Annotated in this window: 21 protein-coding genes; 19 read left to right on the forward strand and 2 right to left on the reverse strand. The window is 68.9% G+C overall.

From position 1 onward, the window contains the following. The first annotated feature begins 62 nt into the window (after positions 1–62). From C6I20_RS16190 to C6I20_RS16215, 6 genes are all read left to right on the forward strand, one after another. Entirely contained in the window at positions 63–908 is an 846-nt protein-coding gene (locus C6I20_RS16190) for a hypothetical protein (protein ID WP_162891382.1), read from the forward strand. 33 nt (positions 909–941) lie between these two features. Then, positions 942–1,397 carry a hypothetical protein gene (locus C6I20_RS16195; protein WP_162891383.1) on the forward strand — a complete coding sequence of 152 codons (456 nt, stop codon included), beginning with the start codon at positions 942–944 and terminating at the stop codon, positions 1,395–1,397. Beyond that, positions 1,394–2,584, forward strand: coding sequence for a sensor histidine kinase (locus tag C6I20_RS16200; RefSeq protein WP_118398021.1), 1,191 nt, complete (start codon positions 1,394–1,396; stop codon positions 2,582–2,584). Before C6I20_RS16195 ends, C6I20_RS16200 begins: the two co-directional genes overlap by 4 nt. Next, entirely contained in the window at positions 2,581–3,288 is a 708-nt protein-coding gene (locus C6I20_RS16205; protein WP_118398024.1) for a response regulator transcription factor, read from the forward strand. Before C6I20_RS16200 ends, C6I20_RS16205 begins: the two co-directional genes overlap by 4 nt. A gap of 134 nt (positions 3,289–3,422) precedes the next feature. Next, entirely contained in the window at positions 3,423–4,082 is a 660-nt protein-coding gene (locus tag C6I20_RS16210) for an SIMPL domain-containing protein (protein WP_118398027.1), read from the forward strand. Positions 4,083–4,169: 87 nt separating this feature from the next. Then, complete coding sequence (locus tag C6I20_RS16215) at positions 4,170–5,312, forward strand: alpha/beta hydrolase (protein ID WP_162891384.1); 1,143 nt, start codon at positions 4,170–4,172, stop codon at positions 5,310–5,312. Positions 5,313–5,380: 68 nt separating this feature from the next. Here C6I20_RS16215 and C6I20_RS16220 read toward each other — a convergent pair whose 3' ends face one another. Then, the gene (locus tag C6I20_RS16220) at positions 5,381–6,946 is read right to left on the reverse strand and encodes a hypothetical protein (protein ID WP_118398033.1); all 1,566 of its coding nucleotides are present in this window, start codon (positions 6,944–6,946) and stop codon (positions 5,381–5,383) included. 132 nt (positions 6,947–7,078) lie between these two features. On the opposite strand from C6I20_RS16220, the gene C6I20_RS16225 reads away from it, so the two are divergent. The 12 genes from C6I20_RS16225 to C6I20_RS16280 all read left to right on the forward strand — a co-directional run bounded on the left by C6I20_RS16225 (position 7,079) and on the right by C6I20_RS16280 (position 23,362). Beyond that, positions 7,079–7,711: a TetR/AcrR family transcriptional regulator gene (locus C6I20_RS16225; protein WP_254052173.1), complete on the forward strand. Its 633-nt coding sequence runs from the start codon at positions 7,079–7,081 to the stop codon at positions 7,709–7,711. Beyond that, positions 7,708–8,508 (forward strand): TIGR03084 family metal-binding protein, encoded by an 801-nt coding sequence (locus C6I20_RS16230; protein ID WP_118398036.1) that lies wholly within the window; start codon positions 7,708–7,710, stop codon positions 8,506–8,508. Before C6I20_RS16225 ends, C6I20_RS16230 begins: the two co-directional genes overlap by 4 nt. Beyond that, a complete protein-coding gene (locus C6I20_RS16235) occupies positions 8,505–10,283 on the forward strand; it encodes an acyclic terpene utilization AtuA family protein (protein ID WP_118398039.1) in 1,779 nt (592 codons plus the stop codon). The genes C6I20_RS16230 and C6I20_RS16235 overlap by 4 nt, the downstream gene beginning before the upstream one ends. Further along, on the forward strand, positions 10,280–11,419 hold the full coding sequence (locus tag C6I20_RS16240; protein WP_118398042.1) for an acyl-CoA dehydrogenase family protein: 1,140 nt from the start codon (positions 10,280–10,282) through the stop codon (positions 11,417–11,419). Before C6I20_RS16235 ends, C6I20_RS16240 begins: the two co-directional genes overlap by 4 nt. 1 nt (position 11,420) lies before the next feature. Continuing rightward, complete coding sequence (locus C6I20_RS16245) at positions 11,421–13,007, forward strand: acyl-CoA carboxylase subunit beta (RefSeq protein ID WP_174232959.1); 1,587 nt, start codon at positions 11,421–11,423, stop codon at positions 13,005–13,007. Positions 13,008–13,053: 46 nt separating this feature from the next. After that, positions 13,054–15,015: a biotin carboxylase N-terminal domain-containing protein gene (locus C6I20_RS16250; protein WP_118398045.1), complete on the forward strand. Its 1,962-nt coding sequence runs from the start codon at positions 13,054–13,056 to the stop codon at positions 15,013–15,015. Beyond that, positions 15,012–16,172: an acyl-CoA dehydrogenase family protein gene (locus C6I20_RS16255; protein WP_118398048.1), complete on the forward strand. Its 1,161-nt coding sequence runs from the start codon at positions 15,012–15,014 to the stop codon at positions 16,170–16,172. The genes C6I20_RS16250 and C6I20_RS16255 overlap by 4 nt, the downstream gene beginning before the upstream one ends. A gap of 50 nt (positions 16,173–16,222) precedes the next feature. Further along, a complete protein-coding gene (locus tag C6I20_RS16260; RefSeq protein ID WP_118398051.1) occupies positions 16,223–16,969 on the forward strand; it encodes an enoyl-CoA hydratase-related protein in 747 nt (248 codons plus the stop codon). A 136-nt stretch (positions 16,970–17,105) separates the two neighbouring features. Beyond that, positions 17,106–18,569 carry an ABC transporter substrate-binding protein/permease gene (locus C6I20_RS16265; RefSeq protein ID WP_118398054.1) on the forward strand — a complete coding sequence of 488 codons (1,464 nt, stop codon included), beginning with the start codon at positions 17,106–17,108 and terminating at the stop codon, positions 18,567–18,569. Then, entirely contained in the window at positions 18,566–19,366 is an 801-nt protein-coding gene (locus tag C6I20_RS16270) for an amino acid ABC transporter ATP-binding protein (protein ID WP_216822923.1), read from the forward strand. Before C6I20_RS16265 ends, C6I20_RS16270 begins: the two co-directional genes overlap by 4 nt. Positions 19,367–19,703: 337 nt before the next feature. Next, positions 19,704–21,815, forward strand: a complete 2,112-nt coding sequence (locus C6I20_RS16275) for an AAA family ATPase (RefSeq protein WP_118398057.1) — start codon at positions 19,704–19,706, stop codon at positions 21,813–21,815. Next, a complete protein-coding gene (locus C6I20_RS16280) occupies positions 21,812–23,362 on the forward strand; it encodes a metallophosphoesterase (RefSeq protein WP_118398060.1) in 1,551 nt (516 codons plus the stop codon). The genes C6I20_RS16275 and C6I20_RS16280 overlap by 4 nt, the downstream gene beginning before the upstream one ends. Here the strand turns inward: C6I20_RS16280 and C6I20_RS16285 are convergent. Next, positions 23,359–24,570 (reverse strand): ArgE/DapE family deacylase, encoded by a 1,212-nt coding sequence (locus C6I20_RS16285; protein WP_118398064.1) that lies wholly within the window; start codon positions 24,568–24,570, stop codon positions 23,359–23,361. The genes C6I20_RS16280 and C6I20_RS16285 overlap by 4 nt on opposite strands. Positions 24,571–24,822: 252 nt before the next feature. On the opposite strand from C6I20_RS16285, the gene C6I20_RS16290 reads away from it, so the two are divergent. Further along, positions 24,823–26,688: an anthranilate synthase family protein gene (locus tag C6I20_RS16290; protein ID WP_118398067.1), complete on the forward strand. Its 1,866-nt coding sequence runs from the start codon at positions 24,823–24,825 to the stop codon at positions 26,686–26,688. The last annotated feature ends 9 nt before the right edge of the window (positions 26,689–26,697 follow it).

Genomic DNA, 26,697 nt, shown 5'->3' on the forward strand with positions numbered 1-26,697 from the left:
GCACAGCCCCGATGCCCCCGGCTCAGCCCACGACCCCCGCCCGTAGCGCGAAGGAGCACACGATGACCACGACCCCCATCCCGACGAACGAGATCACCGCGACGCCCGTCCCACCGTCCCATGAGGCTGACGCCGCGACGAGTCGGGTGACGTTCGGCCGGCTCGTCTCGGCAGAGTGGTTGAAGTTCCGCACGGTGCGGGCCAATCTCGCTGCGCTCGGGGGCGCAGCAGCAGCTGCGGTCGGCTTCGGGGCCCTGTTCTCCTCGCTCGCCGGCAGCGGCAACGGGCCACAGGATCTCGGTCAGAATGCGTTGTCGCTCAGCCTCGGAGGGTTCCGGCTTGCCGAGATCATCATTGCCATCCTGGGCATGGCCCTCGTCGCTGGCGAATATCAAACCGGACTCATCCGGACCTGGTTCGGCGCAGCCCCCAGGCGACTGTCGGTGCTGGCTGCCAAGGCGACGGTCTACGGCGGACTCGTCTTCGTGGTTGCCTTCGCGGCAGCGATTCTCGCCTTCCTGGCAGGGCAGGCACTGCTCCCCGCCGGATGGGAGTCGCTCACCCTCGGCAGCGAGGGCGTCCTTCGAGCACTCGTCGGCACCGCCTTCTACAGCGCCGCGATCGGCGTCATGGGTATCGGGCTCGGATTCCTGCTGCGCAGCACGGCGTCCGGCGCCGGAGCTGTCGTCACGATGCTGATGATCGCGCCGCTGATGGTCTCCCTGTTGCCGGCATCGATCAGCGATCCGCTCGGCAAGATCCTGCCGAGCAACGCAGCCAGCGCCGTGGACGGTATGCAGACCGGCAGCGAGCTGCTGTCGACGGGATGGGGCGTTGCGGTGCTCCTTGCCTGGGTGATCGGTATCGTCGGTGCGGCGGCCATCTTGCTGAAGCGTCGCGATGCGTGAGCGAACCGCGGCTCAGGCAGGGAGAGGATGATGGTGTGGACACGCAGACGCGCAGTCAGGATCATCCTTCCCACGACACTGCTGGTGGCATTCGTCGCGGAGTTCCTCAGCCGTGAAGGACCCGACTACACCATCCACTCCTGGATCGGCATCGCGCTGATCTCGGTCATCGCCCTCCACCTGGCGGGCAACACCCGCTGGATCAAGAGCGTCTGGAACCGCAAACGGGAGCACCGGGAGTTCGGCCTGGGCGTCCTGAATGCAACCCTCGGAGCAGTCGTCGCTGTCTGCATCGGCAGCGGCTTCCCGATCTGGTTGGACTGGTCCGATGCCACAGCCTGGGTCACGCTCCACCGGGTGACCGGCATAGCCAGCATCCTGCTCATGTTCGTGCACCTGTGGAGGAACCGGACACGCATCAGGAGCCTTGTCCGACCTCGCGTGCGTAGAGTCGCCCAGATCGACCGAACCCAAAAGGCTCCACGATGACCACCAGTGGGGGGGTGGACCCGAGCGCGGTGCGCCTGCTGCCGTGGCGGATTCCTGACTGGCTGATCGATTCGATGTTGGTCGCGTTCCTGGCCGTCGGCATCCTCGCGCGGCATGTCGGGGGCGAGGGGGGGGGCTCCGGCGCGACCGAATGGATGGCCCTCGCCGTCGCCGCGGTACTCATCCCCGCGCGGCGTTGGTACCCAGTGCAGACGCTCGTGTTGGCGATCATTGCCTCCACGGTCATGGTCGCGGTGACCGATCGACCGACTCCGCTGTTCGTCGTGGTGCTGATCGCGCTGTTCAACGTCGTGCAACGGTACGGGCGGAGGACCGCCGTGGTGGCGGGCGCGATCACGACCGCCTACTTCTTGCTGACGGTCACGGCGGTGCTCGGCGAGATCCCCCTCGGTGGCGCCGGGTTGGCATCGATTGCCTGGCCGGCGTTCGCTGCCACTGCGGGAACGGCGGTCCGATCAACCCGGGACAGCATCGTCGCGGCTCAGGAGCGGGCGCTACGAGCCGAGAAGTCCCGCGAAGGCGAGGTGCAGCGGCGGGTCGCCGAGGAACGACTGCGAATCGCACGCGATGTCCATGACCTCGTCGCCCATCACATCGCGGTGATCAACGTCCAGGCGGCGGTCGCAGGTCACCTGATGCAGTCGGATGTATCCGCCGCCACGGCGGCACTCGACGTGGTGCGAGGTGCGGCGGCCACCGTGGTCGACGAGCTCGGCGGAATCCTCGCTGTGCTGCGGTCGGCCGATGAGGTCGACCAGCCAACCGCTCCCACGCCCGATCTGGCCGCCATCGATGGCCTCATCTCCTCCTTCGCTGCCAGTGGGCTCGTTGTCCGGCACGAGACCTCGGGGCCCCCCCGATCTCTCTCGGCGTTTGCCGAGCTGACGGCTCACCGGGTGGTCCAGGAGGCCTTGACGAACGCGCACAAGCACGGCGACGGCACCGCGACCGTGTCGTTGCGCTACGACGATGGAGGCCTCGAGGTGACAGTCGTCAACCCTGTCGGGCCCCCCGCCGGCGACACCGACGCGCATCGTGACGGCTATGGCCTCGTCGGGATGCGGGAGCGGGTCGAAGCCAGCGGCGGCACTCTGAGCGCAGCAACCTCGCATGCCGGCCGGCAGTTTGAGATCGTCGCGACGATCCCGGTGAAGGGTCACGAATGAACCAGCACGGGAGCAGCGCGGCAGTCGAAGGCGGCACGGTGATTCGGGTCGTCCTGGCGGACGATCAGACGCTCATTCGGGCTGGCTTCCGCGCGTTGATCGACAGCGCCCCCGACCTCACCGTGGTCGGCGAGGCCGACGACGGTGAGTCCGCGATCGAGCTGCTGCGCTCGACCCGAGCCGACATCGTGCTCATGGACATCCGCATGCCGGGCCTTGACGGGCTGGCCGCAACTCGAAAGATCTGCGCCGACGAGGACCTCGCGGGAGTGAAGGTCATCGTCCTCACGACGTTCGAGCTCGATGCCTACGTGATCGAGGCCGTGCAGGCAGGGGCAAGCGGCTTTCTCGGCAAGGGGGTCAGCCCATCGGAGCTCCTCGACGGGATCCGTTCGGTTGCAGCAGGTGACGCCCTCCTCTCGCCCAGGGCGACGCGCGCCTTGCTGGCTCGTTTCTCCGGATCAGACCAGGCGGGCATCGACCCGTCCGTGCTCGAGCCGCTGACCGGACGGGAACGGGAGATGGTGGTCTACGCGGCTCATGGGCTCTCGAACCAGGACATAGCCGAGCGGGCCTTCCTCTCGCCGCTCACGGTCAAGACCCACATCAACCGCGCGATGATGAAGCTCGACCTGCGGGATCGAGCCCAACTCGTCGTCCTCGCCTACCGCACCGGACTCGTCCGTCCCGGCGACACCCTCTAGGGCGGCCCGCCTTCGGAGACCGCGTCGTGGATGTGGTCGGCAGGGTGTTCCGTGCGACCCACCGCATGGCAAATATCTGAAACCGGTCAATCAGTCCGGCTTCGTCGGGACAGGTCCGGTGGCAAGATGGCGGCATGCCACTCGACATCACGGTCCGAGGCTCTGCGGAGCAGCACTATCCGGCCGAACGGGCGATCGTGTCGCTGGCCGCCGCCATCGAGGGCGCAGACAAGCAGCAGGTCTTCAAGGAAGCCGTGGCGATTCAGGAGCCACTGGTGTCACAGCTCAAGGAGCTCGTGGAGCTGCGCGCGGTCGGGGTCTGGTCCAGTGACCAGGTCCGGGTCTACAGCCACCGCCCGTGGGAAGCCGACGGCAAGCGTGGCGCGACGGTGCACGTCGCCCGCATCCAGGTCGGCGCGGAGTTCACCGACTTCGAACGCCTCAGCGGCTTCCTGGACTTCTGGGCCGGCACGGACGGCGTCGAGGTCTCCGGGGTGTCGTGGGATGTCAGCGCCAAGAACAGGCGCTCGTACGAGACCGAGGTGCGCAAGGCCGCGGTCGACGATGCCGTGGCCAAGGCGCAGTCCTATGCCAATGCGGTGCGCCGAGGCAAGGTCGCGGCACTCCAGATCGCCGATCCCGGCATGTTGACCCACCACATCGAGGGCCGCGACTCGATGCCGGCGCTCGCCAAGGTCGCATTCTCCGACTCAGGCCGCGGCCCCGAGCTCGACATGACGCCTGAGGACATCGTGATCCACGTCGACGTCGACGCCCGCTTCCAGGCGGAGTGATCTGACGCACGTAGACATGGCCTCTGACCTGCGCAGATGTCGACTCGTGGCTTGAGTCGCGGTCATACCGAAGGTATGGTCGAGGGCATGTGGTCCTCTCTGCGTGAACGTCTGTCAGCCCTGCTGGGCGGTTCGCGGACGCCCCGGCGGCGGATCCGGGTCGCGCTGCCCGGGCGCGGACCCATGAAGGTCGTCTACGACCAGGCCGTCGTCCACGAGAGCTACAGCTTCAAGTCGCGCGTGCTCCAGCGGACCCTGCGGATCGTGTTCAAGCCCGTGCTGCGCTACACGCCGATCAACGAGCGTTCGTTCGCCGCGATCCAGGCGATCGACGGTCTCTCGGCCCGGCGTCGTCGCTCGCCGCACATCGCCTTCGAGGTGCACGAGCTCGGTGGTGTGCGGGTCGAGTCGATGAACCATCGGCACGGACCCGACAGCGACATGACGCTGCTGTACCTCCACGGCGGCGGTTTCTTCTCCGGCAGCATCCAGACGCATCGACGAATCTGCGAGCGGCTCGCGCTCAAGACCGGCGCGACCGTGATCTCGGTCGACTACGTCCAGCTGCCCGTTGGCGCGATCGCCGACTCGGTCAACGACGTCATCACGGCGTACGCGGCGCTCGTCGAGGAGTCGGACCATCCGGACAAGATCGTCGTGGCCGGCGACTCGGCGGGGGGCTACCTGACGATGAAGGTCGCCGAGCTCGCGACGCGACGAGGTCTGCCTGCCCCGGCGGCGCTGCTCGGCTTCTCGCCACTGCTCAGCGTCGACCCGGAGCGTCAGGACAAGGCCGTCGAACGCGCGATCCGCGCCAGCGACGCCTACCTCCCGGTGCAGCGGCTGGCCAAGATCCGGGAACGCTGGCTCCCCGAGGATGCCCGGATCGAGGGCTACGCCTCCCCGTTGCACGCTTCGGCATACATCTCGTCCCCGACCTTCCTGGTGGCGGTGGAGGACGAGTTCCTGCGACCCGAGGTCGAGGCCATGGCGCTGCTGCTGTCGGCCCGTGGCGTCGAGGTCGAGACCCACCTGTGGCGCAAGCAGGTGCACGCCTTCCCGGTGCTGGCCGACGCCCTGCCGGAGGGCGAGATGGCGCTGCAGCTCGCCGCCGACTTCGCCCGCCGAGCGATCGGCGAGCTGGACCGTGCGCCAGTCCGGGATCCGGAGTCGCACGAAGAGACCATGAGCGGCGCGGTCGCCACCGACCAGGGCGACTCGGCCGCCTGACGGCTCGCGCCGCGCCTCTGCGTCTTGCCGTCGCCCTCGTGGGTGGCGGACGGCAAGACGCAGATCAGCTACTTGGTGAACGCGAGTCGGATGCTGAGCTGCTGGACGTCGTCGCTGGGCCGCCGGAGTGAGAAGCCGAATGCCGAGAGACTCTCGGCCTGGTCGATCTGTCGGGCGATCTCCTCGGGTGGATTCGCCGCGCTCAGCGCATCGAGGATCTGCCCGATGTCCACGAATCCGATGATCGTGGCCTGGTCCGTCTCCGGGATGACGTCCTTGAACGCGGTCGTGTCGCCGAGGTCGCCAGCCGTTCCGAGGTCTGCGGCGGCCTGCTCGTTGGACGCGATGACCGCGCCGCGATCGGTTGGGCTGACCGCCAGCGGAACACCGATCTGCTCGACGAGGGACACGAGCCGTCCGGCCAGGTCCATCGCCTTGGCCGGGTCGGACTCCATGACCAGCCCGATGTCGAGCCCTGCCACGTCGTCGGGACCGCCCAGTGTGGGGATGGTGTCGAGATTGGCCGATCCGAGGGCAAGCGTCAGGGTGTCGCCGAACAGGGTTTCCAGATCCTCGGGCAGTGCGAAGCCGGACTGCTCCTCGAAGGCCGCGATGTCTGCGCCGCCGACCGCGCCCGAGGCCTCGAGACTGGAGACGAGCGAGTTCCACTGCTTGCCGACCGACGCGCCGCCTCCCGAGCCGGAGAATGCGGCGATGGTCGAGTCGGGCAGGGAGGCGATCGGCAGGGGCTTGACCGGCTCCCGCTTGCCCTCGTGGTGCAGGAGGCCGACGACCTCGAGCGAGCGCGATCCGGCTCGCAGCGTCAGCGCACCCGAGCGGGCGTCGGTGAGCCACGTGGAGAGGTCGTCGAGCTGGCCACCGCCCTGCTCGAAGCCTTGAGTGAACTGTTCGGCGAAGCCGCCGCCCAGACCGTCCAGTGCGCCTGGGATGTCGAGCGCGCCTTGAGCGTCGCCCCAGGCCGATGCGAAGCCCTGGTCACCGAGGTCCGCGAAGTCTTCAACGAAGTTCTTGTCCTTGGACAAGGGCGACGTGCGGGCCGCCTTGACGGCGCTCTCAGCGACGACCTGCTTCTCCGCGACGACTGCGTAGCCGTCGAGGAAGGCGACCCCGGGCCGCTCGTCCCCGCCGCACATGAACAGTGCATCCAGACCCTTGCGGGCCTTGTCCTCGTCGGAGATCTGGATCGCGACGAGCGGAGTCTTGCCATCCTTGTCCAGGCCGATCCCCAGCCGGCTGCCGATCCACGGCTCGATGTCCTCGTCGTACGCCAGGTCGCACTCGGTCGAGTCGAGGATCCCATCGAAGATCAGCTTGCGCACGTCCTGGTCCGCGCTCTTGATGCCGATCTCCTTGGCCAGGTCCGGGAACTTGCGGATGAGCCGCAATGCGGCGATCTTCTGGCTGGCCGAGGGGTCGACATCGATGCGGGCGTACCCGATCACGGAGTCGGGGAGCACGTCGTGCGGCTGCGCGCCGCCGCCGTCGAGCATGCGGTAGACCGCGAAGGCGCCACCGGCCAAGGCGATGACGAGGGTCACCGCGAGGCCGACAAAGACGAGGCGGGCGGTGCGGCGGCCGGTGGGCGCGGCCGGATCCGGGAGTTGGTCGGTCATGGGGATCCTTCGTCGGCGCTGGGGGTCACCGGACCCTACCGAAGCCGCAGGCCCCTGCGCAGGCGATCTCGGCGCTTGGCGACACCGTGTCCGTCACAGTCGCAACAAACAATCAGGCTTGACTGTTTGTGAATGAGCCCCCATCCTGATGAGGTGACCACCGAGGCTCCCCAGACGCGAACGCCGCAGGGCGAGCGCACGCGTGCCATGCGCCTGCGGCTCATGGAAGCGACGGTCGACTGCCTGGTCGAGCTCGGCTGGGCCGGGACGACCACGACGGTGGTTAGCAAGCGGGCCGGGGTCAGTCGGGGTGCGCAGCTGCACCACTTCCCGAGCAAGCTCGACCTCGTGGTGGCCGCGGTGGGGCACCTCACCGAGCGCCGCCGCGACGACATGCGGCAGGCCGCCGCAGACCTGCCCGAGCAGGGCCGCACCCGAGCCGTGCTCGAGATCTTGTCGGCGCAGTTCGTCTCGCCGGTCTTCTTCGCCGCGCTTGAGCTGTGGGTCGCGGCGCGGACCGACGCAGAGCTCCGTGAGTCAGTCGCACCGTTGGAACGTCGGGTCGGTCGCGAGACCCATGCGTACGCCCTGGAGCTGCTGGCCGTCGACGAGTCCCGTGGCGACAACCGCCGCATCGTCCAGGCAACCCTCGACCTGCTGCGCGGCCTCGGCCTCGCGGCATCCCTCAGCGACGACACCAGACGCCGGGCCGCCGTGCTCGACAGCTGGGCCGTCGTCCTCGACCACGAGCTGGAGACCACATGAGCAACCCGAGCATCCTCGAAGGCGTCCTGTCCGATCTCGCCGCGGAGAGCCTGCAGCTCGACGCCTGGGTCGCGGGCCTGCCCGCCACCGGTTGGGCGACCGTCACGACCCCCGAGGGCTGGACCGTGGCGCACCAGATCGGGCACCTGCACTGGACCGACCTGGCGTCGCACTCGGCGATCACCGAGCCCGAGGAGTTCGCCCGTGGCATGGAGCTCGCCGCCGCCAACCCGGTCGGATTCGTCGATGAGGCCGCTGAGGAGATGGCGCTCCTGCCGCCCGAGCAGCTGCTGGCGTCATGGCGGGAGGGACGCGTCGCGCTCGATGTGGCCCTGCGCGCCGTGCCCGACGGCGAGAAGATTCCCTGGTACGGCCCGCCGATGAGCCCGGCATCCATGGCGACTGCCCGGGTCATGGAGACCTGGGCTCACAGCCACGACGTCGGCGAGGCGCTCGGGCTGCCGATCCCGCAGACATCGCGGGCCAGGCACGTGTGCCACATCGGCGTACGCACACGCGGTTTCGCCCACCTGGTGCGCGGCGAGGACGCGCCGACGGCCGATGTACGGGTCGAGCTGACCGGTCCTGATGGCGACGTGTGGGCCTGGGGCCCCGAGGACGCACCGGAACGTGTCACGGGCTCGGGCTACGACTTCGCGCTGCTGGCCACCCGACGCCGCCACGTCGAGGATGTCGACGTGCACGCCGAGGGGCCCGGCGCGGCGCACTGGTTGACCATCGTGCAGGCCTTCGCCGGGATGCCCGGCGCCGACCCGGTCAGGCTGGCGGACCGATGAGCGGGGCCGCGACAGGCTCGACCGCCGGGCCGATCCGGATCGGCAACTGCTCGGGCTACTACGGCGACCGGCTGTCGGCGATGCGCGAGATGCTGGAGGGCGGCGAGCTGGACTACCTGACCGGCGACTATCTCGCCGAGCTGACGATGCTGATCCTGGGCCGCGACCGCATGAAGGACGATGCACTCGGCTACGCCAAGACGTTCGTGCGCCAGATGACCGACTCGATGGGGCTCGCCAAGGAGCTCGGCGTCAAGATCGTCGCCAACGCGGGCGGACTCAACCCGGCGGGTCTGGCCGCCAGGCTCCGCGAGCTGGCCGCCGAGCAGGGCCTGGAGATCTCGATCGCTCACGTCGAGGGCGACGATCTGCTGGCCCGGGCCGACGAGCTCTCCTTCGGCAGCGTCATGACCGCGAACGCCTATCTCGGGGCATTCGGTATCGCCGCGGCCCTCCAGGCGGGCGCCGACGTCGTCGTGACCGGTCGGGTCACGGACGCCTCGGTCGTCGTCGGTCCCGCGATCGCGCACTTCGGTTGGGGCCGGGGCGACCTGGACCGACTGGCGGGCGCGGTCGTCGCAGGTCATGTCATCGAGTGCGGGACACAGGCCACCGGCGGCAACTTCTCCGGCTTCAGCCAGATCGACATGTCGAAGCCGTTGGGGTTCCCGGTCGCGGAGATCTCCCACGACGGAGCTGTCGTCATCACCAAGCACGACGGCACGGGGGGAGCGGTCACGGTCGACACCGTGACGGCCCAGCTGGTCTACGAGATCGGTGGACCGGTCTATCTCGGTCCCGATGTCTCCGCGCGCCTGGACTCCGTCTCGCTGACGCAGGTGGGGCCCGACCGGGTGTCGATCACCGGCGTCACGGGTGAGGCCCCTCCGGCGACCGCGAAGGTCTGCCTCAATGCTCTCGGGGGGTTCCGCAACAGTGTCGAGTTCCTGCTCACGGGTCTGGACATCCCGGAGAAGGCCGCCCTGATCCAGGGACAGATGGACGCGGCACTCGCGGCAGGCACCGCCCCGGAGTCGATCGAGTGGCAGCTTGACCGCACCGACACCCCGGACCCGGAGACCGAGGCGGCGGCGACCTCGTTGCTGCGCTGCCACGTCAGGAGCGCCAGGCCAGATCCGGTCGGGCGAGCGTTCAGCGATGCCGCGATCCAGCTGGCCCTCGCCTCGTATCCCGGCTTCAGCGTGACTCGTCCGCCGGCGGCCGGCACGCCGTTCGGCGTCTATCGACCTGCGTACGTCGCGCAGTCGGAGGTCCCGCACGTCGTCGTGCATGCCGACGGCCGGCGTGAGGAGATCGCACCCCCCGAGGTCACCGAGCCTGTCGTCACGGCGACACGCTCGTCGACCGAGACCGGCTCGATTGCCGGGGAGTGGATCGGCGACACCGTGCGGGCGCAGCTCGGCCAGCTGGCGTATGCACGTTCTGGCGACAAGGGTGGTGACGCCAACATCGGCGTCTGGATCCCGGCCGACCACCCGCACCGCGACGATGCCTACGCATGGCTGGCCGGCTTCCTGGACGAGGCAACGGTCCGAGAGCTCCTGCGGGAGACCGCGATGCTCGAGCTCGAGATCCACCCACTGCCCAACCTCGCCGCGGTCAACATCGTCGTCCACGGGCTGCTCGGCGAAGGAGTCGCCTCGTCCACCCGCCTCGACCCGCAGGCCAAGGGCGTCGGCGAGTGGTTGCGCGCGCGGGACTGCGCCATCCCGACCAGTCTTCTCCCCGAACAGATTGCCGAGGCCGCACTGTGAACACCTGGCAGACACCCGAGCGTCGCGCACTGCGCGACATGGTCACCTCCTTCACCGAGAAGGAGATCGCGCCGCACCTCCCGGACTGGGAGGACGGCGGCATGCTGCCGCGCGACCTGCACCGCAAGGCTGCCGAGGTGGGCCTGCTGGGCATCGGCTTCCCCGAGGAGATCGGCGGATCAGGCGGCAGCATCATCGACGCGACCGTCATGACCGAGGCGGTCCTCGCCGGCGGCGGCTCGACCGGGCTGCTGGCCAGCCTGTTCACCCACGGGATCGCCGTCCCGCACATCGTCGACAGCGGCAACGCCGACCTGATCGACCGCTACGTCCGTCCGACCCTCGCGGGTGAGCTGATCGGCTCGCTCGGCGTCACCGAGCCGGGCGGCGGTTCTGACGTCTCGGCGCTCACGACCCGCGCCGTCCTGGACGGCGACCACTATGTCGTCAACGGCGCCAAGACCTTCATCACCTCAGGCGTCCGAGCCGACTTCGTCACGACGGCCGTGCGTACCGGTGGCGCCGGGTTCGGGGGCATCAGTCTCCTGGTCATCGACAAGCAGACGCCCGGCTTCTCGGTCTCCGCCCCGCTCAAGAAGATGGGTTGGCACTGCTCCGACACCGCCGAGCTGACGTTCGAGGACGTCCGGGTTCCGGCCGGCAACATCGTGGGCGACGTCAACGGCGGATTCGGCCTGATCATCAACCAGTTCGTCAACGAGCGGGTCACGATGGCGGTCCAGGGCTATGCGACGGCGCAGCGCGCCCTCGACCTGTCCGTCGCATACGCCCGACAGCGTGAGACGTTCGGCAAGCCGCTGATCACCCGGCAGGTCATCCGGCACAAGCTCGTCGAGATGCACAGCCGCACCGCCGCGGCCCGTGCGCTCACCCGGGAGGTCGTCGAGCTGGCCGCAGCGGGTGAGAGCCCCCTGCTCGAGGCGGCAGTCGCCAAGAACGTGTCGGTCGCGGCCTGCGAGTGGGTCGTGTCCGAGGCCGTGCAGATCTTCGGCGGCATGGGCTACATGCGCGAGTCCGAGGTCGAGCGGCACTATCGCGACGCGCGCATCCTGGGCATCGGCGGCGGGGCCACCGAGGTCATGACCGATCTGGCCGCCAAGCTGTTGGAGTACTGAGATGCGCACTGCAGTGGACACATCCTCCGAAACCTACGCGATGAACCGCGAGCGCATGCTGGAACGACTCGCCGATCTGGCCGAGCAGCATGCCAAGGCGCTGGCCGGCGGCGGCGAGAAGTACGCCGCCCGGCACCACCAGCGCGGCAAGCTGACCGCCCGCGAACGCATCGAGCTCCTGGTCGACCCCGACTCCCCGTTCCTCGAGCTGTCGAGCCTCGCCGCGTGGGGCACCGACTTCGCTGTCGGCGCGGCCATCGTCACGGGCATCGGCGTGGTCGAGGGCGTCGAGTGCATGATCGTGGCCAACGACCCGACGGTCAAGGGTGGGTCGTCCAATCCCAGCACGCTCAAGAAGGCCCACAGGGCCGCGCAGATCGCCGCCGAGTGCGGCCTGCCGACGATCAACCTGGTTGAGTCCGGCGGTGCTGACCTGCCGACCCAGAAGGACATCTTCATCCCCGGCGGAGCATCGTTCCGCAACATCACCCGGGCCAGTGCGGCCCGGTGCCCGACCGTCGCGCTGGTGTTCGGCAACTCGACGGCCGGCGGCGCGTACATCCCCGGCATGAGCGACTACGTCGTGATGGTCAAGGGCGGCGCCAAGGTGTTCCTCGGCGGCCCGCCACTGGTCAAGATGGCCACGGGAGAGGAGTCCGACGACGAGTCGCTGGGTGGAGCGGAGATGCACGCGCGCACCTCGGGCCTGGCCGACTACCTCGCGGTCGATGAGCGTGACGCGATCCGGCTCGGCCGCTCGATCGTCAAGCACCTCAACTGGACCAAGCGCGGCACGGTGCCCGAGCCGACGTACGCCGAGCCGGCCCTGGACCCCGAGGAGCTGCTCGGCATCGTGCCGACCGACCTCAAGATCCCGTTCGACCCGCGGGAGGTCATCGCCCGCCTGGTCGACGGATCGGAGTTCGACGAGTTCAAGCCGCTCTACGGCTCATCGCTCGTGACGGGTTTCGCGCAGCTGCACGGGCATCCGATCGGCATCCTGGCCAACGCGCAGGGCGTGCTGTTCAGCCAGGAGGCGCAGAAGGCGACGCAGTTCATCCAGCTGTCCAACCAGATCGACACGCCACTGTTGTTCCTGCACAACACGACCGGCTACATGGTCGGCGCGGAGTACGAGCAGGGCGGCATCATCAAGCACGGCGCGCAGATGATCAACGCGGTCTCCAACTCGACCGTCCCGCACATCTCGGTCGTGATGGGCGCGTCCTACGGTGCGGGCCACTACGGCATGAGCGGCCGGGCCTACGACCCGCGGTTCATGTTCAGCTGGCCCAACGCCAAGTCCGCCGTGATGGGGCCTGCGCAGCTCGCGGGCGTCATCTCGATCGTCGCCCGCGGAGCCGCGGAGTCCAAGGGGCAGCCGTACGACGAGGACGGCGACAAGCAGATGCGCGCGTACATCGAGGACCAGATCGAGAAGGAGTCCCTCGCGTACTTCACCTCCGGGATGCTCTACGACGACGGCGTCATCGACCCCCGCGACACCAGGACGATCCTCGGGATCTGCCTCAGCGCCATCAACACGGTGCCCGTCAAGGGTGCAGAAGGCTACGGGGTGTTCCGTTGAGACGCGCGCTCGCTCGGCCCGTGGTCACCTTCGAAGGAGTCGTCGCATGATCAGCTCAGTGCTCGTTGCCAACCGGGGCGAGATCGCCCGGCGGGTGTTCCGCACCTGCCGTGATCTCGGCATCTCGACCGTCGCGGTGTTCTCCGACGCCGACGCGGGCGCACCCTTCGCGCTCGAGGCCGATGTAGCGGTACGCCTGCCGGGCAACGCACCGTCGGACACCTATCTGCGTGGGGACCTCGTGATCGCGGCCGCATTGCGGGCCGGGGCCGACGCGATCCACCCGGGCTACGGCTTCCTGTCCGAGAACGCGCAGTTCGCGCGAGACGTGACCGCCGCAGGCCTGACCTGGATCGGCCCCGCGCCCGAGACGATTGACGCGATGGGCTCCAAGATCCGCGCCAAGGAGCTGATGTCCGCGTGTGGGGTGCCGATCCTCAGCGTCGATGCAGCCACCGCGACCCCGGACGACTTCCCGCTGCTGGTCAAGGCGTCCGCCGGCGGAGGTGGCCGAGGCATGCGGGTCGTGGCCGACGCGGCCGACCTCGAGGGCGAGCTCGTGGCAGCCGGCGCCGAGGCGCTGTCCGCCTTCGGTGACGACACGGTCTTCGTCGAGCCCTACCTGCCGACCGCCCGCCACATCGAGGTGCAGGTCTTGGCCGACACCCATGGCACGTGCTGGGTCGTCGGTGATCGCGACTGCTCGATCCAGCGTCGGCACCAGAAGGTCGTCGAGGAGGCGCCCGCGCCTGCGGTCAGCGACCCCGTGCGCACGGTCCTGCACGACGCAGCCCGCGCCGCGGTCAAGGCGGTCGACTACGTCGGCGCCGGGACCGTCGAGTTCCTCGTCGCCGAGGCCCATCTGGACACCGGCAAGGTCTACTTCCTGGAGATGAACACCCGGCTCCAGGTCGAGCATCCCGTGACGGAGTGCGTCACGGGCACCGATCTGGTCGCCCTGCAGATCGCGGTCGCCGAGGGCCGGGCGCTGGACGGTGAGCCGCCGGTGCCCAGCGGGCACGCGATCGAGGTGCGCCTCTACGCCGAGGATCCGGCCGATGACTGGCAGCCGCAGACCGGGACGGTCCGCGCCTTCGGTGTCGAGGGCAGCCGGTTCGTGAGTCCAGCGGCGTACGGCCTGCGCGTCGACTCCGGGGTTGAGACCGGCTCGACGGTCGGGATCCACTACGACGCGATGTTGGCCAAGCTCATCGCGCACGGACCGGACCGGGCAACCGCTATCCGGCGGCTCAGCACCGCGGTGCGCGGCCTTCGCCTGCACGGCGTCACGACCAACACCGACCTGCTGCTCGGCATCCTCGCCGACGAGGAGTTCGCTGCCGCGCGCCTGCACACGGCTCTGCTCGACGAGCGACTCGCCGACTGGACGACCCCGCGGCTCGACGATCGGGCCATCCGCAAGTCAGCTCTTGCGGCTGCTCTCGGGGAGGCGACCGCAGCCACTGCGAGCGCGACGGTGCTCTCGCGCATCCCCACGGCGTACCGCAATGTGCCGAGCCAGCCGCGCACCCGGACCTACGCCCTCTCGACCGGCTCGCTCGACGAGGTTGTCGTGACCTACAGCGCGGGTCTGGTGCAGCACGATCTCGACGACGTGACGGTCGTCGAGGCCACACCGTCGCGGGTCGTGCTCGACGATGCGGGTGTCACCGAGACGTACGTCGTCGCGGTCGGTGACGGCTGGGTCGACGTCGACGGACCGCGCGGCTCGCTCGACCTCGTCCCCGTGCCCGAGTTCGTCGATCCGGCCGACGTCGTCGCGGAGGGATCGCTGTTGGCACCCATGCCTGCAGCGGTCATCAGCGTCGCGGTGCACGACGGTCAGCAGGTCAGCCGGGGCGACGTCATCGTCGTGCTCGAAGCCATGAAGATGCAGCACACCATCACCGCGCCGACCGACGGCGTCGTCACCCAGCTGTCGGTCACCGCCGGCGCGCAGGTCGAGTCCGGAACCGTACTCGCCATCATCGAAGGAGAACCCCCATGACGAGCTTCACCGAGTCCGACGAGCGGATCGCCCTGCGCAAGGCCGTGGCCGATCTCGGCGCGAAATACGGGCGCGACTACTTCGAGCAGGCGGCCAAGGAAGGTCGCAAGACCAGCGAGCTGTGGGCCGAGGCCGGCAAGCTCGGTTATCTCGGTGTCGCCGTGCCGGAGGAGTTTGGCGGTGGTGGTGGCGACATCGGCGATCTGGCCGCGGTCTGCGAGGAGCTCGCCACGGCCGGCAGCCCCCTGCTCCTGATGGTCGTCTCGCCCGCGATCGTCGGCACGATCATCGCGCAGTACGGCACGCAGGAGCAGAAGCAGCGCTGGCTGCCCGGCCTGGCCGACGGCACCTCGACGTTCGCGTTCTCGATCACCGAGCCGGATGCCGGGTCCAACTCGCACAAGATCATCACGACGGCCTACCGCACGGACGACGGCTGGCGGCTCAAGGGCACCAAGACCTACATCTCGGGCGTCGACGAGGCCAGTCACGTCCTGGTCGTGGCGCGCACCGAGGACGCCAAGACCGGCAACCTCAAGCCTGCGCTGTTCCTCGTGCCGACCGACTCCGAGGGCTTCTCCTACCAGGAGATCGACATGGGCATCACATCGCCGGAAAAGCAGTTCACGCTGTTCTTCGACGACGTCGTGGTCCCGGCCGACACACTGGTCGGCAGCGAGGATGCCGGCATCGAGCAGCTGTTCGCGGGGCTCAATCCCGAACGCATCATGGGCGCGGCATTCGCGACCGGCACGGCGCGACTGGCCTTGGCCAAAGCCACGGAGTACGCCAAGCAGCGTCAGGTCTGGAAGGCGCCGATCGGCTCGCACCAGGCGATCGCGCACCCGCTGGCGGAGTCATTCATCGAGATCGAGATGGCCCGTCTCATGACGCAGCGGGCGGCCGCACTCTACGCCGCAGGCGATTTCATGGCGGCGGGCGAGGCGGCCAACATGGCCAAGTACGCCGCTGGCGAAGCCGTCTGTCACGCGGTCGACCGGGCGATCCAGACACACGGCGGCAACGGGTTGGCCAACGAGTATGGTCTGGTGCAGATGCTCGCAGGATCGCGGCTCTCGCGGATCGCACCGGTCAGCAAGGAGATGGTGCTCAACTTCGTCGCCCAGTTCTCCCTGGGCCTGCCCAAGTCGTACTGACCGTTCGCCCGCGAGTCCCGCGCCGGTTCCCCCACCCCAGGAGTCCTTGAATGTCCGAGTTGGTTCACCTCGAGATCGCCGACCAGATCGCGACGATCACGCTCGACAGCGATCACAACCGCAATGCGCTCAGCAAGCAGCTCGTGACCGAGCTCGTCGCGCACCTGACCACGGCGGACGCCGACACGGAGTCCAAGGCGATCCTGATCCGTTCGGCCGGCACGGTGTTCTGCTCGGGGGCCGACATGGCCGAGGCGGCGGCCGGGGGCATGGCCACAGGCGCCACCGCCGTGGTCGCCCTGCAGCGCCAGATCGCGACGGCGGACAAGCCCGTCGTGGTCGAGCTGGGCGGACCGGTGCGAGCCGGCGGGCTGGGCATCGTCGGCGCTGCCGACATGATCATCGCGGCCGAGTCGGTCACGTTCCAGCTCACCGAGGTACGCCTCGGGCTGGCGGCGGCGAGCATCTCGGTCTCCCTCCTCCCGCGGTTCACCGACCGCGCTGCCGCCGATCTGTTCCTGACCGCCCGGAAGTTCGATGCGGTCGAGGCTGTGGCGGTCGGGCTGATCACCCGGGCGGTACCTGATGTGGATCTGACCGACGAGGTCGCGCGTGTCCTGGCCGATCTCGTCAAGGGCTATCCGCAGGGTCTGCGTGAGAGCAAGCGGATCCTCAACCACGACCTGGTCGCCCGCATCGATGCCCTCGGGCCCGACCTCGCGGTCAAGTCCGCCGCACTGTTCGGCAGCGATGAGGCCCGCGAGGCGATGACCGCCTTCCTCAACCGCGGCAAGTAGGTCGGCCACCCGGTCAGGTGGTTGCGCGCCGTCTCACCCCAGTTCGGTGCGCACCGCATGGGCCGGTGCAAGGTCTACCGTGGTCAGGTCAGCTGACCGGGGACTCTCTTCGGTGATCACACCCGGAGGAGTATCCATGCGGCACATACTGCGGATCCTGCCGCTGGTCTTCGTGGCCATGCTCGCGGTCTCGGGCAGCCCGGCTAGCGCGGCCGATCGCCCGGTCGTGCGGGTCGGCACAGAGGGCACCTATCCGCCGTTCTCGTTCCACGACGCGGCCACCGACGATCTCACCGGATACGACATCGAGGTCGTCAAGGCAGTCGCCAAGAAAGCCGGCTGGCGGCTCGAGTTCGTCGAGACCCAGTTCGACGCGATCTTCGCGGCGCTCGACGCGCGGCGCATTGACGTCATCGCCAACCAGGTTTCCCGCAACCCCGAACGCGAGGCCAGATACGGCCTCGGCTCGACCTACACGTATTCGCGTGGCGTCATCGTGGTCAAGACCGGGACGACCGGCATCACGACCCTGGCCGACGTTGAGGGCCGGACGGCTGCTGAGTCGATCACCTCGAACTGGGCCGATGTGGCTCGCGATGCGGGCGCGAAGATCCAGGCCATCGAGGGCTTCTCCCAGGCGGCGGCACTGGTCGTCCAGGGCCGGGCCGACCTGCTGATCAACGACAACATCGCGGTGCTGGACTATCTGAGCACGACCGGCTCGGATGCGATCGAGATCTCCGGCAACGCCGGGGACGAGGTCAGCGAGCAGGCGCTGGCGTTCCGCAAGGACGATCCGCGCCTGGCGGAGTCCAACCAGGCGCTTGCGGCGCTCAAGGCCGATGGAACACTCGCGAAGATCTCGAACAAGTACTTCAAGACCGACGTCTCGGTGCCGGACAGCGGCGTGGTCGACGTGTCCGACGGTCGCGCGACCCGCAGCACCTTCGAGGTCGTGCAGGACGCCGCCTGGCCGATGCTCACCCGGTTGCTCGTGGCGACCATCCCAATCACGATCGTGAGCTTCGCGATCGGTCTGGTGCTCGCCGTGGCGGCGGCGTTGGCGCGGATCTCTGCCAGCCGGGTCCTCAGCGGCATCGCGCGCGGCTACATCTCAATCATTCGCGGCACTCCACTGCTGGTGCAGCTGTTCATCGTGTTCTACGGGCTGCCCGAGCTCGGCATCAAGCTGGGTCCGTGGGTCTCGGCCATCTTGGCGCTCAGCCTCAACGTCGGGGGCTATGCCGCGGAGATCGTGCGGGCGTCGATCCTCTCGGTCCCGAGGGGACAGTTCGAGGCCGCGTCCACGATCGGCATGGGCTATTGGCAGACGCTCCGGCGGATCGTCCTCCCGCAGGCCGCGAGGATCGCGGTGCCCCCGCTGTCGAACACCGCGATCTCGCTGTTGAAGGACACGTCGTTGCTGTCGGTCGTCCTGATCACCGAACTCTTCCGGCAGGCGCAGTTCGCTGCCGCGAACGCCCAGATATTCCTTCCCCTCTACACCGTCGCGGCGGTCTACTACTGGGTCGTGTGCGTCGGCATGTCGGCCGTCCAGAGCAGACTCGAGACCCGACTGAACAGGTTCGTGGCCTCATGACCAACACCCAGCAGACCGCCGAGCCGATGGGATCGCTCCGGATCCGGGCGCGGGGGATCGAGAAGTCGTTCGGTGACAACCATGTGCTGCGCGGGGTCGACTTCGAGGTCGAGTCCGGCACGACCACGGTCCTGCTGGGACCGTCGGGCTCGGGCAAGACCACGATCCTGCGGGCTCTCAACGTCCTCGACCGGCCCGACCGCGGCACGATCCGCATCGACGACGTCGAGGTCGACTTCACGACGCTGCCCGCCAAGGGGCGTGACGCCGGCCGGCAGATCGCCGGGCTCCGCGCACAGAGCGGCATGGTCTTCCAGGCCCACAACCTGTTCCCGCACAAGACTGTGCTGGAGAACGTCATCGAGGGACCGGTCCAGGTCCAGAAGCGGCCGTACGAGGAGGCCGTGGCGGAGGCGCGTGACCTGCTGGAGCAGGTGGGACTCAGCGACAAGGCGGACCAGCATCCGTTCCAGTGCTCCGGCGGGCAGCAGCAGCGGATCGGCATCGCCCGGGCGCTCGCGCTCCGGCCCACGGTCATGTTGTTCGACGAGCCCACGTCGTCGCTGGATCCAGAGCTCGTGGGGGAGGTGCTGGCGGTCATCAAGGACTTGGCGACCCAGGGGTGGACCTCGGTGCTGGTGACTCACGAGATCCGGTTCGCCGAGCAGGTTGCCGACCAGGTGCTGTACCTCGACCAGGGTGTCGTGCTCGAGCGCGGCACGAGCGCCCAGGTCATCGGTGACCCGCAGGAAGAACGCACCCGTCAGTTCCTCCGCCGGATCCTCGACCCAACCTGAGTCGACGCTTTCGGAGCTTCGACCTGGCGGTCCCGGCCAGCAGGCGCCGGGCTGACTCGGCAGCGCGAGAGACCGCCGTTGCCGCGAGGACTGCTGCCATCAACCGTGCCAATGCCCGCCAACCGACCGCCATGGTGATCCTTTGCGCCCCGTGAGTCTGCGCGCCCGGTATGCCGCGGGATCCCGTCTCAGGAGGTAGGACGCACGGGATCGACGCGGGTGCTGGCGTGTCGTGAACGGTAGGACGGCGTCGGACGTCCACAAAGCGGTCGGCGGACTGCGGAATATTTATCCCACGCCATACACTTGTGAGTTCCCTAGGGCGACGAGGAGTCGGGTGAGCGCGAACAACGCGGAACAGCACGAGATCGAGATGGAACAGGCGTACGTCGACGCCGTCTACGAACGTCTCGACGCCTCCGCCAAGGTGGCCCAGTCGCTCGTCGTCGAGGGGATGGCACGAGGTCACATCGGCAACGAGGGTGGCCTGGTCGAACGGGATGCCATGGTCTATCAGGCGTCGCTGCGGCTGTCGGCGCTCAACGCAGCGCACGACGGTCTGGTGTTCGGTCGGCTCAACCTGCTCACCGGCGAGTCGCGCTACATCGGCCGGATCGGCGTCCGCGACGCCGAACGCGAGATCATGCTGGTCGACTGGCGCGCCCCTGCTGCTGCGGTGTTCTACCAGGCCACGGCGCAGGAGCCCACGGGCGTGATCCGGCGCCGCGTCCTGCGATGCGCCAACGACAAGGTCATCGGCATCGAGGATGACCTGCTCGACCACGACAACGCTCCCGACGACCTGGTCGTCGTCGGCGAGGGTGCCCTGCTCGCGAGCCTGACCCGGGCCCGAGACAGCACGATGCACTCGGTCGTCGCCACGATCCAGAAGGAGCAGGACGAGGCGATCCGCGCGCCGAGCCGCGGCGCCACCACGATCGGCGGCGGCCCGGGCACGGGCAAGACCGTCGTCGCGCTGCACCGCGCGGCCTACCTGCTCTACACCGACCGGCGACGCTTCGAGTCCGGCGGCGTCCTGGTCGTCGGACCGTCGACCGTGTTCATGAACTACATCGAGCGGGTGCTGCCGAGCCTCGGCGAGACCAGCGTGACGTTGCGATCGCTCGGCGAGGTCGTCGACGGCCTGCGCGCCGCTCGCCACGACGAGCCGGTCGCTGCGGCCGCCAAGGGATCGCCCCGGATGGCGCCGTTCCTCGCGCGGGCCGCGGCCGCACCGATGCCGGGCGCACCGACGGAGTTCCGCTACTTCTACAAGGACGACGTCCTCCGCCTTGACTCACACCAGCTGGAGCGGATCCGACGCAACCTGCTGTCCGGCGCCAAGCGCAACCGGGCCTACCTCAAGGCGCCGGAGGCGCTGGTCGCGGCCTTGTGGCGGCAGGTCGCGGGCGAGCGGGCGCTCGAGAAGGGCGAGGAGGACTTCGTCGAGACCATCACGACCGACGATCGCTTCGTTGACTTCGTCGAGGACTGGTGGCCGCCGGTCGAGCCGATCGACGTGTGGCGGACCCTTCCGGACGTGCTCGACGCACTCGGTCGCGGGTCGTTCAGTGCGGTCGAGAGCGCTGCGCTGAAGGCGTCGTGGACGATCGGCGAGCCCAGCATCCAGGACGTTCCGCTGATCGACGAGCTGCGCTACGTCATCGGTGAGGTGCCGGTCAGCGACGGCGACAACGACGAGGCCCCCAAGCAGCTCATGAGCTTCGAGCGACGGGAGCGGGAGGAGCGCGTCGACCGGTTCCGCTCGACGCAGAGCATCGAGGACGATGGCTTCGCGCACGTGCTGATCGACGAGGCTCAGGACCTGTCACCGATGCAGTGGCGGATGCTCGGCCGCCGCGGTCGCTACGCCAGCTGGACGATCGTTGGTGACGAGGCCCAGTCGTCCTGGCCCCACCCGCACGAGTCGGCGGCGGCCCGCAAGACTGCCCTCGAGGGCAAGCCCGAGCACGCCTTCCGGTTGTCGACCAACTATCGCAACTCCGCCGAGATCTACGACCTCGCCGCGCAGGTGGCGGCGATCGCGGTGCCGCACCCTGATCTGGCGGACGCGGTCCGCCGCACCGGTGAGCAGCCGGTGCACAGCACGGTCGAGCCCGCCGAGCTGGTGAGCGCCACCCGCCGCAGCGCCGAGCAGATTCTTGATCGGGTCGACGGCACCGTGGCGATCGTCGCGCCGACCACCCAGCTGGACCGGTTGCGGGTGGACCTGGCCGGACTGCTTGAGCAGCACCCCGACCGGCTTCGACTCCTGGACGGACTGGACACCAAGGGCCTGGAGTTCGACGGGGTCGTCGTCGTCGAACCGGACGGCATCACCCAAGAGTCCAGCGCCGGGTGGCGCACCCTGTACGTCGTGCTGACCCGGGCAACCCAGCTGCTGAGCACCGTCGGCACGACCGACACGTGGTTGAGCCGGCTGTCATGAACCGGTTCCTCAAGCTGGTCCTGCTGGCGGTCCTCGCCGTCGGCGTGGCCTTGCCGACTGCCTACACGACCTTGATCCACAGCGAGCGTGGCATCGCGATCGGTGCGCACGACGCCACGCTGCAGCCGACCTTCACCGGACACGCCCGCATCGAGTTCGGCCCACTGATCCCGGACATCCGGGTGCCCGCGGGGGCGCCCCTGGGCCTTGGCGTCAACATCCGCCTGGGTGGGAGTGAGGCCACCGACCTCGAGCAGCTGATCGCCCGTGATGCCGTCATCGCCTCGCAGCCGGAGGGTGAGATCGAGGCCGTGCGGACCACGATGATCTCGATGCTGACCGATGCGGCTCTCCGGGGTCTGGGGTCCGCCTTGCTGGCCGTGCTGATCGCGGTGCTGGCGTGGCAGGCGATCGGGCGCGCTCGGCGCCGCTCGATATGGGCCAGCGCTCGGCACCCCCGTCGGGGTCAGGTGCTCGGCGCGGCCGTCGTCGCAGCCACGACGATCGGGGCGTTGGTGCTCGTCGCCACCCCTGAGCGCCCTCGGGCAAGCGCGACGGAGTGGGACCCGATCGCGTCGGTCTTCCCGGAACTGCCCTCGGACAAGGTGCTCGACAACGTCGAGATCGCCCGTGGTGCGTCGACCAGGGGCAGCCGGGCCATCGTCGAGGGAGCGCTGGCGACCTACCGCACCTCGGTCGCCTTCTACGGCCGGCTAGCCGTGAGCGCGGAGACCGCCGACGTACGCCGTCCGCTCGAGGGTGAGACGACAGCCATTGTCGTGACCGACCGCCACGACAACATCGGCATGGATCCGGTAGCCCGCGCCATCGCCGACCGGGTGGGCGCCCGCATCCTGATCGATCTCGGCGACGACACGTCGAACGGCGGAAGCTGGGAGACCTTCAGCATCAACTCCCTGGCCCGGGAGTTCGAGGGATTCGAGGTCGTCTCGGTGGCAGGCAACCACGACACCGGCGGCACGGTGGCCAAGCAGATGGTCGACAAGGGCTTCAACCTGCTCAAGGGCAAGCCCGTCTCGGTCGGCGGGGTCAGCTTCCTCGGCAGCAGCGATCCGCGCAGCTCGGGCCTGACCTCTGGCTACAGCGGCGATGCGAGCGACAACAGCGACGCGATCGGTGCCCAGGACGAGGCGCTCACGAAGGCAGCCTGCGACGACGGCGGGGTCAGCGTCATCGCGGTGCACAGCCCGTCGTCGGTCAAGAAGGCAGCGGCCTCGGGGTGCGTCGACCTGGTGCTGACGGGGCACCTGCACCGCCAGGTAGGGCCGCTCGTCATCAATGGCGCCAACGGCCGCTCCACCACGACCCTGACGACCGGGTCGACCGGAGGCGCTGTCTACGCGTTCGCGCTCGGCAGCAAGCTGCGGCGACCGGCACAGGTCACGATCGTGACGTTCGTGGACGGTAAGCCGGTCGGGCTGCAGCCCGTGACGTTCAACACCGGCGGCATCATTGAGCCCGGCGCCTACACGCCGTTGACGTCGAGTCCGCGCCTCGCGCTGACCGAGACGCCTGCGTCGCCCTAGCCGCAGCGCGTCACGATGAGCTCGGCGTACGCCCGCGCGCACGCCACGACCTCCTCGATCGACACCTGCTCGTTGATCGCGTGCGCGTCGGCAATCCCCCCGGGGCCGTACTGCACCGTCGGGATTCCGGCCGCGGCGTACTGCCACAGGTCGGACCCGTAGGGCGCCCCGACGAGGTGGGGCCTGGGGCGTCCGGCGGCGACCACGGCGTCCGCGACCTGGCTGCCGAACGGGTCGCCGGCCGGGAGCCGGCCGGCCGCGAAGTGCCCGCCGGGCCAGGTGATCGTCGGCGGGTTGCCGGCGAGCCACTCGTCGGCGGCGCAGGCGCGGGCCAGGGCTTCCTCGAAGACGGCCTTGGCAACGGCGAAGGACTCGCCGGGCATGACCCCGTAGCGTCCTTCGGCGATCAGGAGGTCGGGCACTGTGCTGGCCCAGTCGCCGGCGCGCAGGATGCCGACGCTGATCGGCCACGGAAGATCACCGAATGGCTCCGGAGGGGGGGTGTTGCGGACCGCCTCGAGCTCGTCGAGCGCCTGGTGCAGGCGCTCGAACGCCCGGATGGCGCTGTGGCCGGCGGTGCGCATCGAGCCGTGGGTCGCCCGCCCCGCGACCTCGAGCCTGAATGTGAGGGAGCCCGCGTTGGCAGCGACGAGCTCGTTGTCGGTCGGCTCGGCGATGACACAGGCGTCGCCGGTATGGCCGCGCAACAGAGTCGCGTACGTGCCCAGCCCGCCGTCCTCCTCGCCGATCACAGTGTGGATCGCGAACGGTCGAGCGAGGGTCAGGTCGCTGACCGCCCGGGCCGCGGCGATGATCGCGACGACGCCGCCCTTCATGTCGCACACACCACGGCCGAACCAGGCCCCGTCGACCTCGCGGACGAGCCACGGATCCGCGTTGGGCCAGGACTCCGGATCGCCTGGCGGCACGACGTCGACGTGGCCGTTGAGGATCAGCGCAGGGGTGCCGGGTCCTGAGGCGCCGACGCAGCCCCAGGCCTCCTCGCGCTCGACCTCTTCGCCGGGATAGTTCGCACTGGCGCGTAGCTCGTCGAGGTCGAACCCCCACTGGTCGACGTCCATCCCCAGGCCCGTGAGGGTCGAGGCGCACCAGCGCTGGACTGCGGTCTCGGCGTCCGAGCCACCGATGCTGGGGAAGTTGACGATCTGGGCCAGGTCCCGTCGGATCAGGTCGACGTCGATGTCCATGCGACCAGTCTGGCACCGAGCCCGGACCAGTCGCCCGGGAGTGCCGTGGTGGAAGCCGGAGCTCCGGCCGCAGCCTAGCGCTGGCGACCCTGCGCTAGGCTCCAGACATGACAGCCCAGCGCCCCACGTGGTGGCGCCACCCCTAAAGGTGGCCTGTCGACTTGTGCCCAGACCGCCTCATGGCCGGCTCTGGGCATCAGTGTTTTGTGCACCGTTCGTCCTCGCGGGTCGAGACATACCGAAGGAACTGAGATGACGTCTCTCGACGACCTCCTCGCCCAACCGGCGTTCGCGCTGATCCGTGTCCGCGACTCCGACACCGTCACGCTGATCGGCGGACCCCGGACCGACCTGGACTCACTGTCGGACATCCCGCTCGTGGCCGGCAGTGATCGCTCCTGGAACCACCTGGTGCTGGTCCCGTTCGCGCAGGCGCGCGAGCGGGGTTTCGAGGCGCACCAGGACGGCACACCGCTCTCGGCGATCGAGGCCTCGTACAGCGCCGAGGTGCCGCTCGCCGAGCTCCTCGACCTGCTGCCCGACGCCCCGATCGAGTTCACCGACCGGGGTGGCTTCGAGTCCTCCGACGACGAGTACGCCGGGATGGTCCGCCGGATCATCGACGAGGAGATCGGTCAGGGCGAGGGCGCCAACCTGGTCATCGGCCGGCACTACCGCGCGCAGGTTGCCGACTGGGGACATGACCGGGCCCTGACGGTCTTCCGCCGGCTGCTCGAGCGCGAGCGTGGGGCCTTCTGGACGTTCTGCATCTTCACCGGCGACCGCTACCTGATCGGCGCGAGCCCAGAGCGGCACGTCAGCGTCGAGGACGGCCAGGTACGGATGAATCCGATCAGCGGCACGTTCCGTATGCGTGGGCTCGAGACGCACGCCGACCGCAAGCGTGAGCTGTTGCACTTCCTCAAGGACGAGAAGGAGATCTACGAGCTCTTCATGGTCGTCGACGAGGAGCTCAAGATGATGTGCGACATCTGCCACGAAGGCGGGCTCGTGCTGGGTCCGTACCTCAAGCCGATGACCCACCTCGTCCACACCGAGTACCTTCTGGCCGGCCGTACCAACCGTGACGTCCGCGAGGTGCTGCGCGACTCGATGTTCGCCGCCACGGTGACTGGGAGCCCGGTCGAGAACGCGTGCCGACTGATCAAGAAGTACGAGCCCGAGGGCCGCGGCTACTACGCCTCGGTGGCCGCGCTGATCGGCCGCGATGACGACGGCGTGCCGCGTGCCGACGCCCCGATCCTGATCCGTACCGCCGACGTCGACCTCGACGGTCGACTCAAGGTCACTGCCGGTGCAACCCTGGTGCGCGACTCCGACGCGGTGTACGAGACCAGCGAGACGTGGGCCAAGGCGTCCGGCATCCTCAGCGCGTTCGGGCTGGTCGAGCCGGCTCCCGAGCCGATCGAGGGGTTCGACGCGTTCACCCGCGAGGACGACGTCCTGATCGCGTTGGGCACGCGCAACCAGCGACTGAGCCAGTTCTGGCTCACCGACCAGTCCGGCGCTGCGCCAGTTCCGTCCTTGGCCGGCAAGCGGGTCGTGATCGTCGACGGCGAGGACGACTTCGTCAACATGCTGTCCCACGTGTTCGGTGTGCTCGGCATGACGACAGACATCGTGCGTCACGACGTGTACGCCGACGGCGACCTGGACGGCTACGACCTGGTCGTCGTCGGGCCGGGCCCCGGTGATCCGCGAGATCTGGAAGATCCCAAGATGTCAGTGCTGCACGGGGTCGTGGCTGGCCTGCTGGAGACCCGACGACCGTTCCTTGCCGTGTGCCTCGGGCACCAGACGCTGAGTCACCAGATCGGTCTGGACATCGTGTTCAAGGACATCGTCTTCCAGGGCACGCAGAGCAGGCTCACGGTGCTCGATCGGCCCGAGACGGTCGGCTTCTACAACACGTTCGTCGCCCGCGTGCCCGAGACGGGTCTGCCGGACGGCGTGACGGTCGAGACCGATCCGGCCAGCGGCGACATCCACCTGGTGGCCGGACCGCACTATCGCGGCGTGCAGTTCCATGCGGAGTCGATCCTGACCCAGAATGGCTTCGGCATCATCCGCGAGCTCGTCACCGACCTCCTCGCCTGACCTCCCCGC

This window comes from Aeromicrobium sp. A1-2, assembly GCF_003443875.1.
In the GTDB taxonomy this organism is placed as follows: domain Bacteria; phylum Actinomycetota; class Actinomycetes; order Propionibacteriales; family Nocardioidaceae; genus Aeromicrobium.

Bases quoted from the DNA above. Each gene is read 5' to 3' on its own strand.
- C6I20_RS16190 (WP_162891382.1), top strand. From the start codon at position 63: ATGACCACGACCCCCATCCCGACGAACGAGATCACCGCGACGCCCGTC.
- C6I20_RS16200 (WP_118398021.1), top strand. From the start codon at position 1,394: ATGACCACCAGTGGGGGGGTGGACCCGAGCGCGGTGCGCCTGCTGCCG.
- C6I20_RS16205 (WP_118398024.1), top strand. From the start codon at position 2,581: ATGAACCAGCACGGGAGCAGCGCGGCAGTCGAAGGCGGCACGGTGATT.
- C6I20_RS16210 (WP_118398027.1), top strand. From the start codon at position 3,423: ATGCCACTCGACATCACGGTCCGAGGCTCTGCGGAGCAGCACTATCCG.
- C6I20_RS16215 (WP_162891384.1), top strand. From the start codon at position 4,170: ATGTGGTCCTCTCTGCGTGAACGTCTGTCAGCCCTGCTGGGCGGTTCG.
- C6I20_RS16220 (WP_118398033.1), bottom strand. From the start codon at position 6,946: ATGACCGACCAACTCCCGGATCCGGCCGCGCCCACCGGCCGCCGCACC.
- C6I20_RS16225 (WP_254052173.1), top strand. From the start codon at position 7,079: ATGAGCCCCCATCCTGATGAGGTGACCACCGAGGCTCCCCAGACGCGA.
- C6I20_RS16230 (WP_118398036.1), top strand. From the start codon at position 7,708: ATGAGCAACCCGAGCATCCTCGAAGGCGTCCTGTCCGATCTCGCCGCG.
- C6I20_RS16235 (WP_118398039.1), top strand. From the start codon at position 8,505: ATGAGCGGGGCCGCGACAGGCTCGACCGCCGGGCCGATCCGGATCGGC.
- C6I20_RS16245 (WP_174232959.1), top strand. From the start codon at position 11,421: ATGCGCACTGCAGTGGACACATCCTCCGAAACCTACGCGATGAACCGC.
- C6I20_RS16250 (WP_118398045.1), top strand. From the start codon at position 13,054: ATGATCAGCTCAGTGCTCGTTGCCAACCGGGGCGAGATCGCCCGGCGG.
- C6I20_RS16255 (WP_118398048.1), top strand. From the start codon at position 15,012: ATGACGAGCTTCACCGAGTCCGACGAGCGGATCGCCCTGCGCAAGGCC.
- C6I20_RS16260 (WP_118398051.1), top strand. From the start codon at position 16,223: ATGTCCGAGTTGGTTCACCTCGAGATCGCCGACCAGATCGCGACGATC.
- C6I20_RS16265 (WP_118398054.1), top strand. From the start codon at position 17,106: ATGCGGCACATACTGCGGATCCTGCCGCTGGTCTTCGTGGCCATGCTC.
- C6I20_RS16270 (WP_216822923.1), top strand. From the start codon at position 18,566: ATGACCAACACCCAGCAGACCGCCGAGCCGATGGGATCGCTCCGGATC.
- C6I20_RS16280 (WP_118398060.1), top strand. From the start codon at position 21,812: ATGAACCGGTTCCTCAAGCTGGTCCTGCTGGCGGTCCTCGCCGTCGGC.
- C6I20_RS16285 (WP_118398064.1), bottom strand. From the start codon at position 24,570: ATGGACATCGACGTCGACCTGATCCGACGGGACCTGGCCCAGATCGTC.
- C6I20_RS16290 (WP_118398067.1), top strand. From the start codon at position 24,823: ATGACGTCTCTCGACGACCTCCTCGCCCAACCGGCGTTCGCGCTGATC.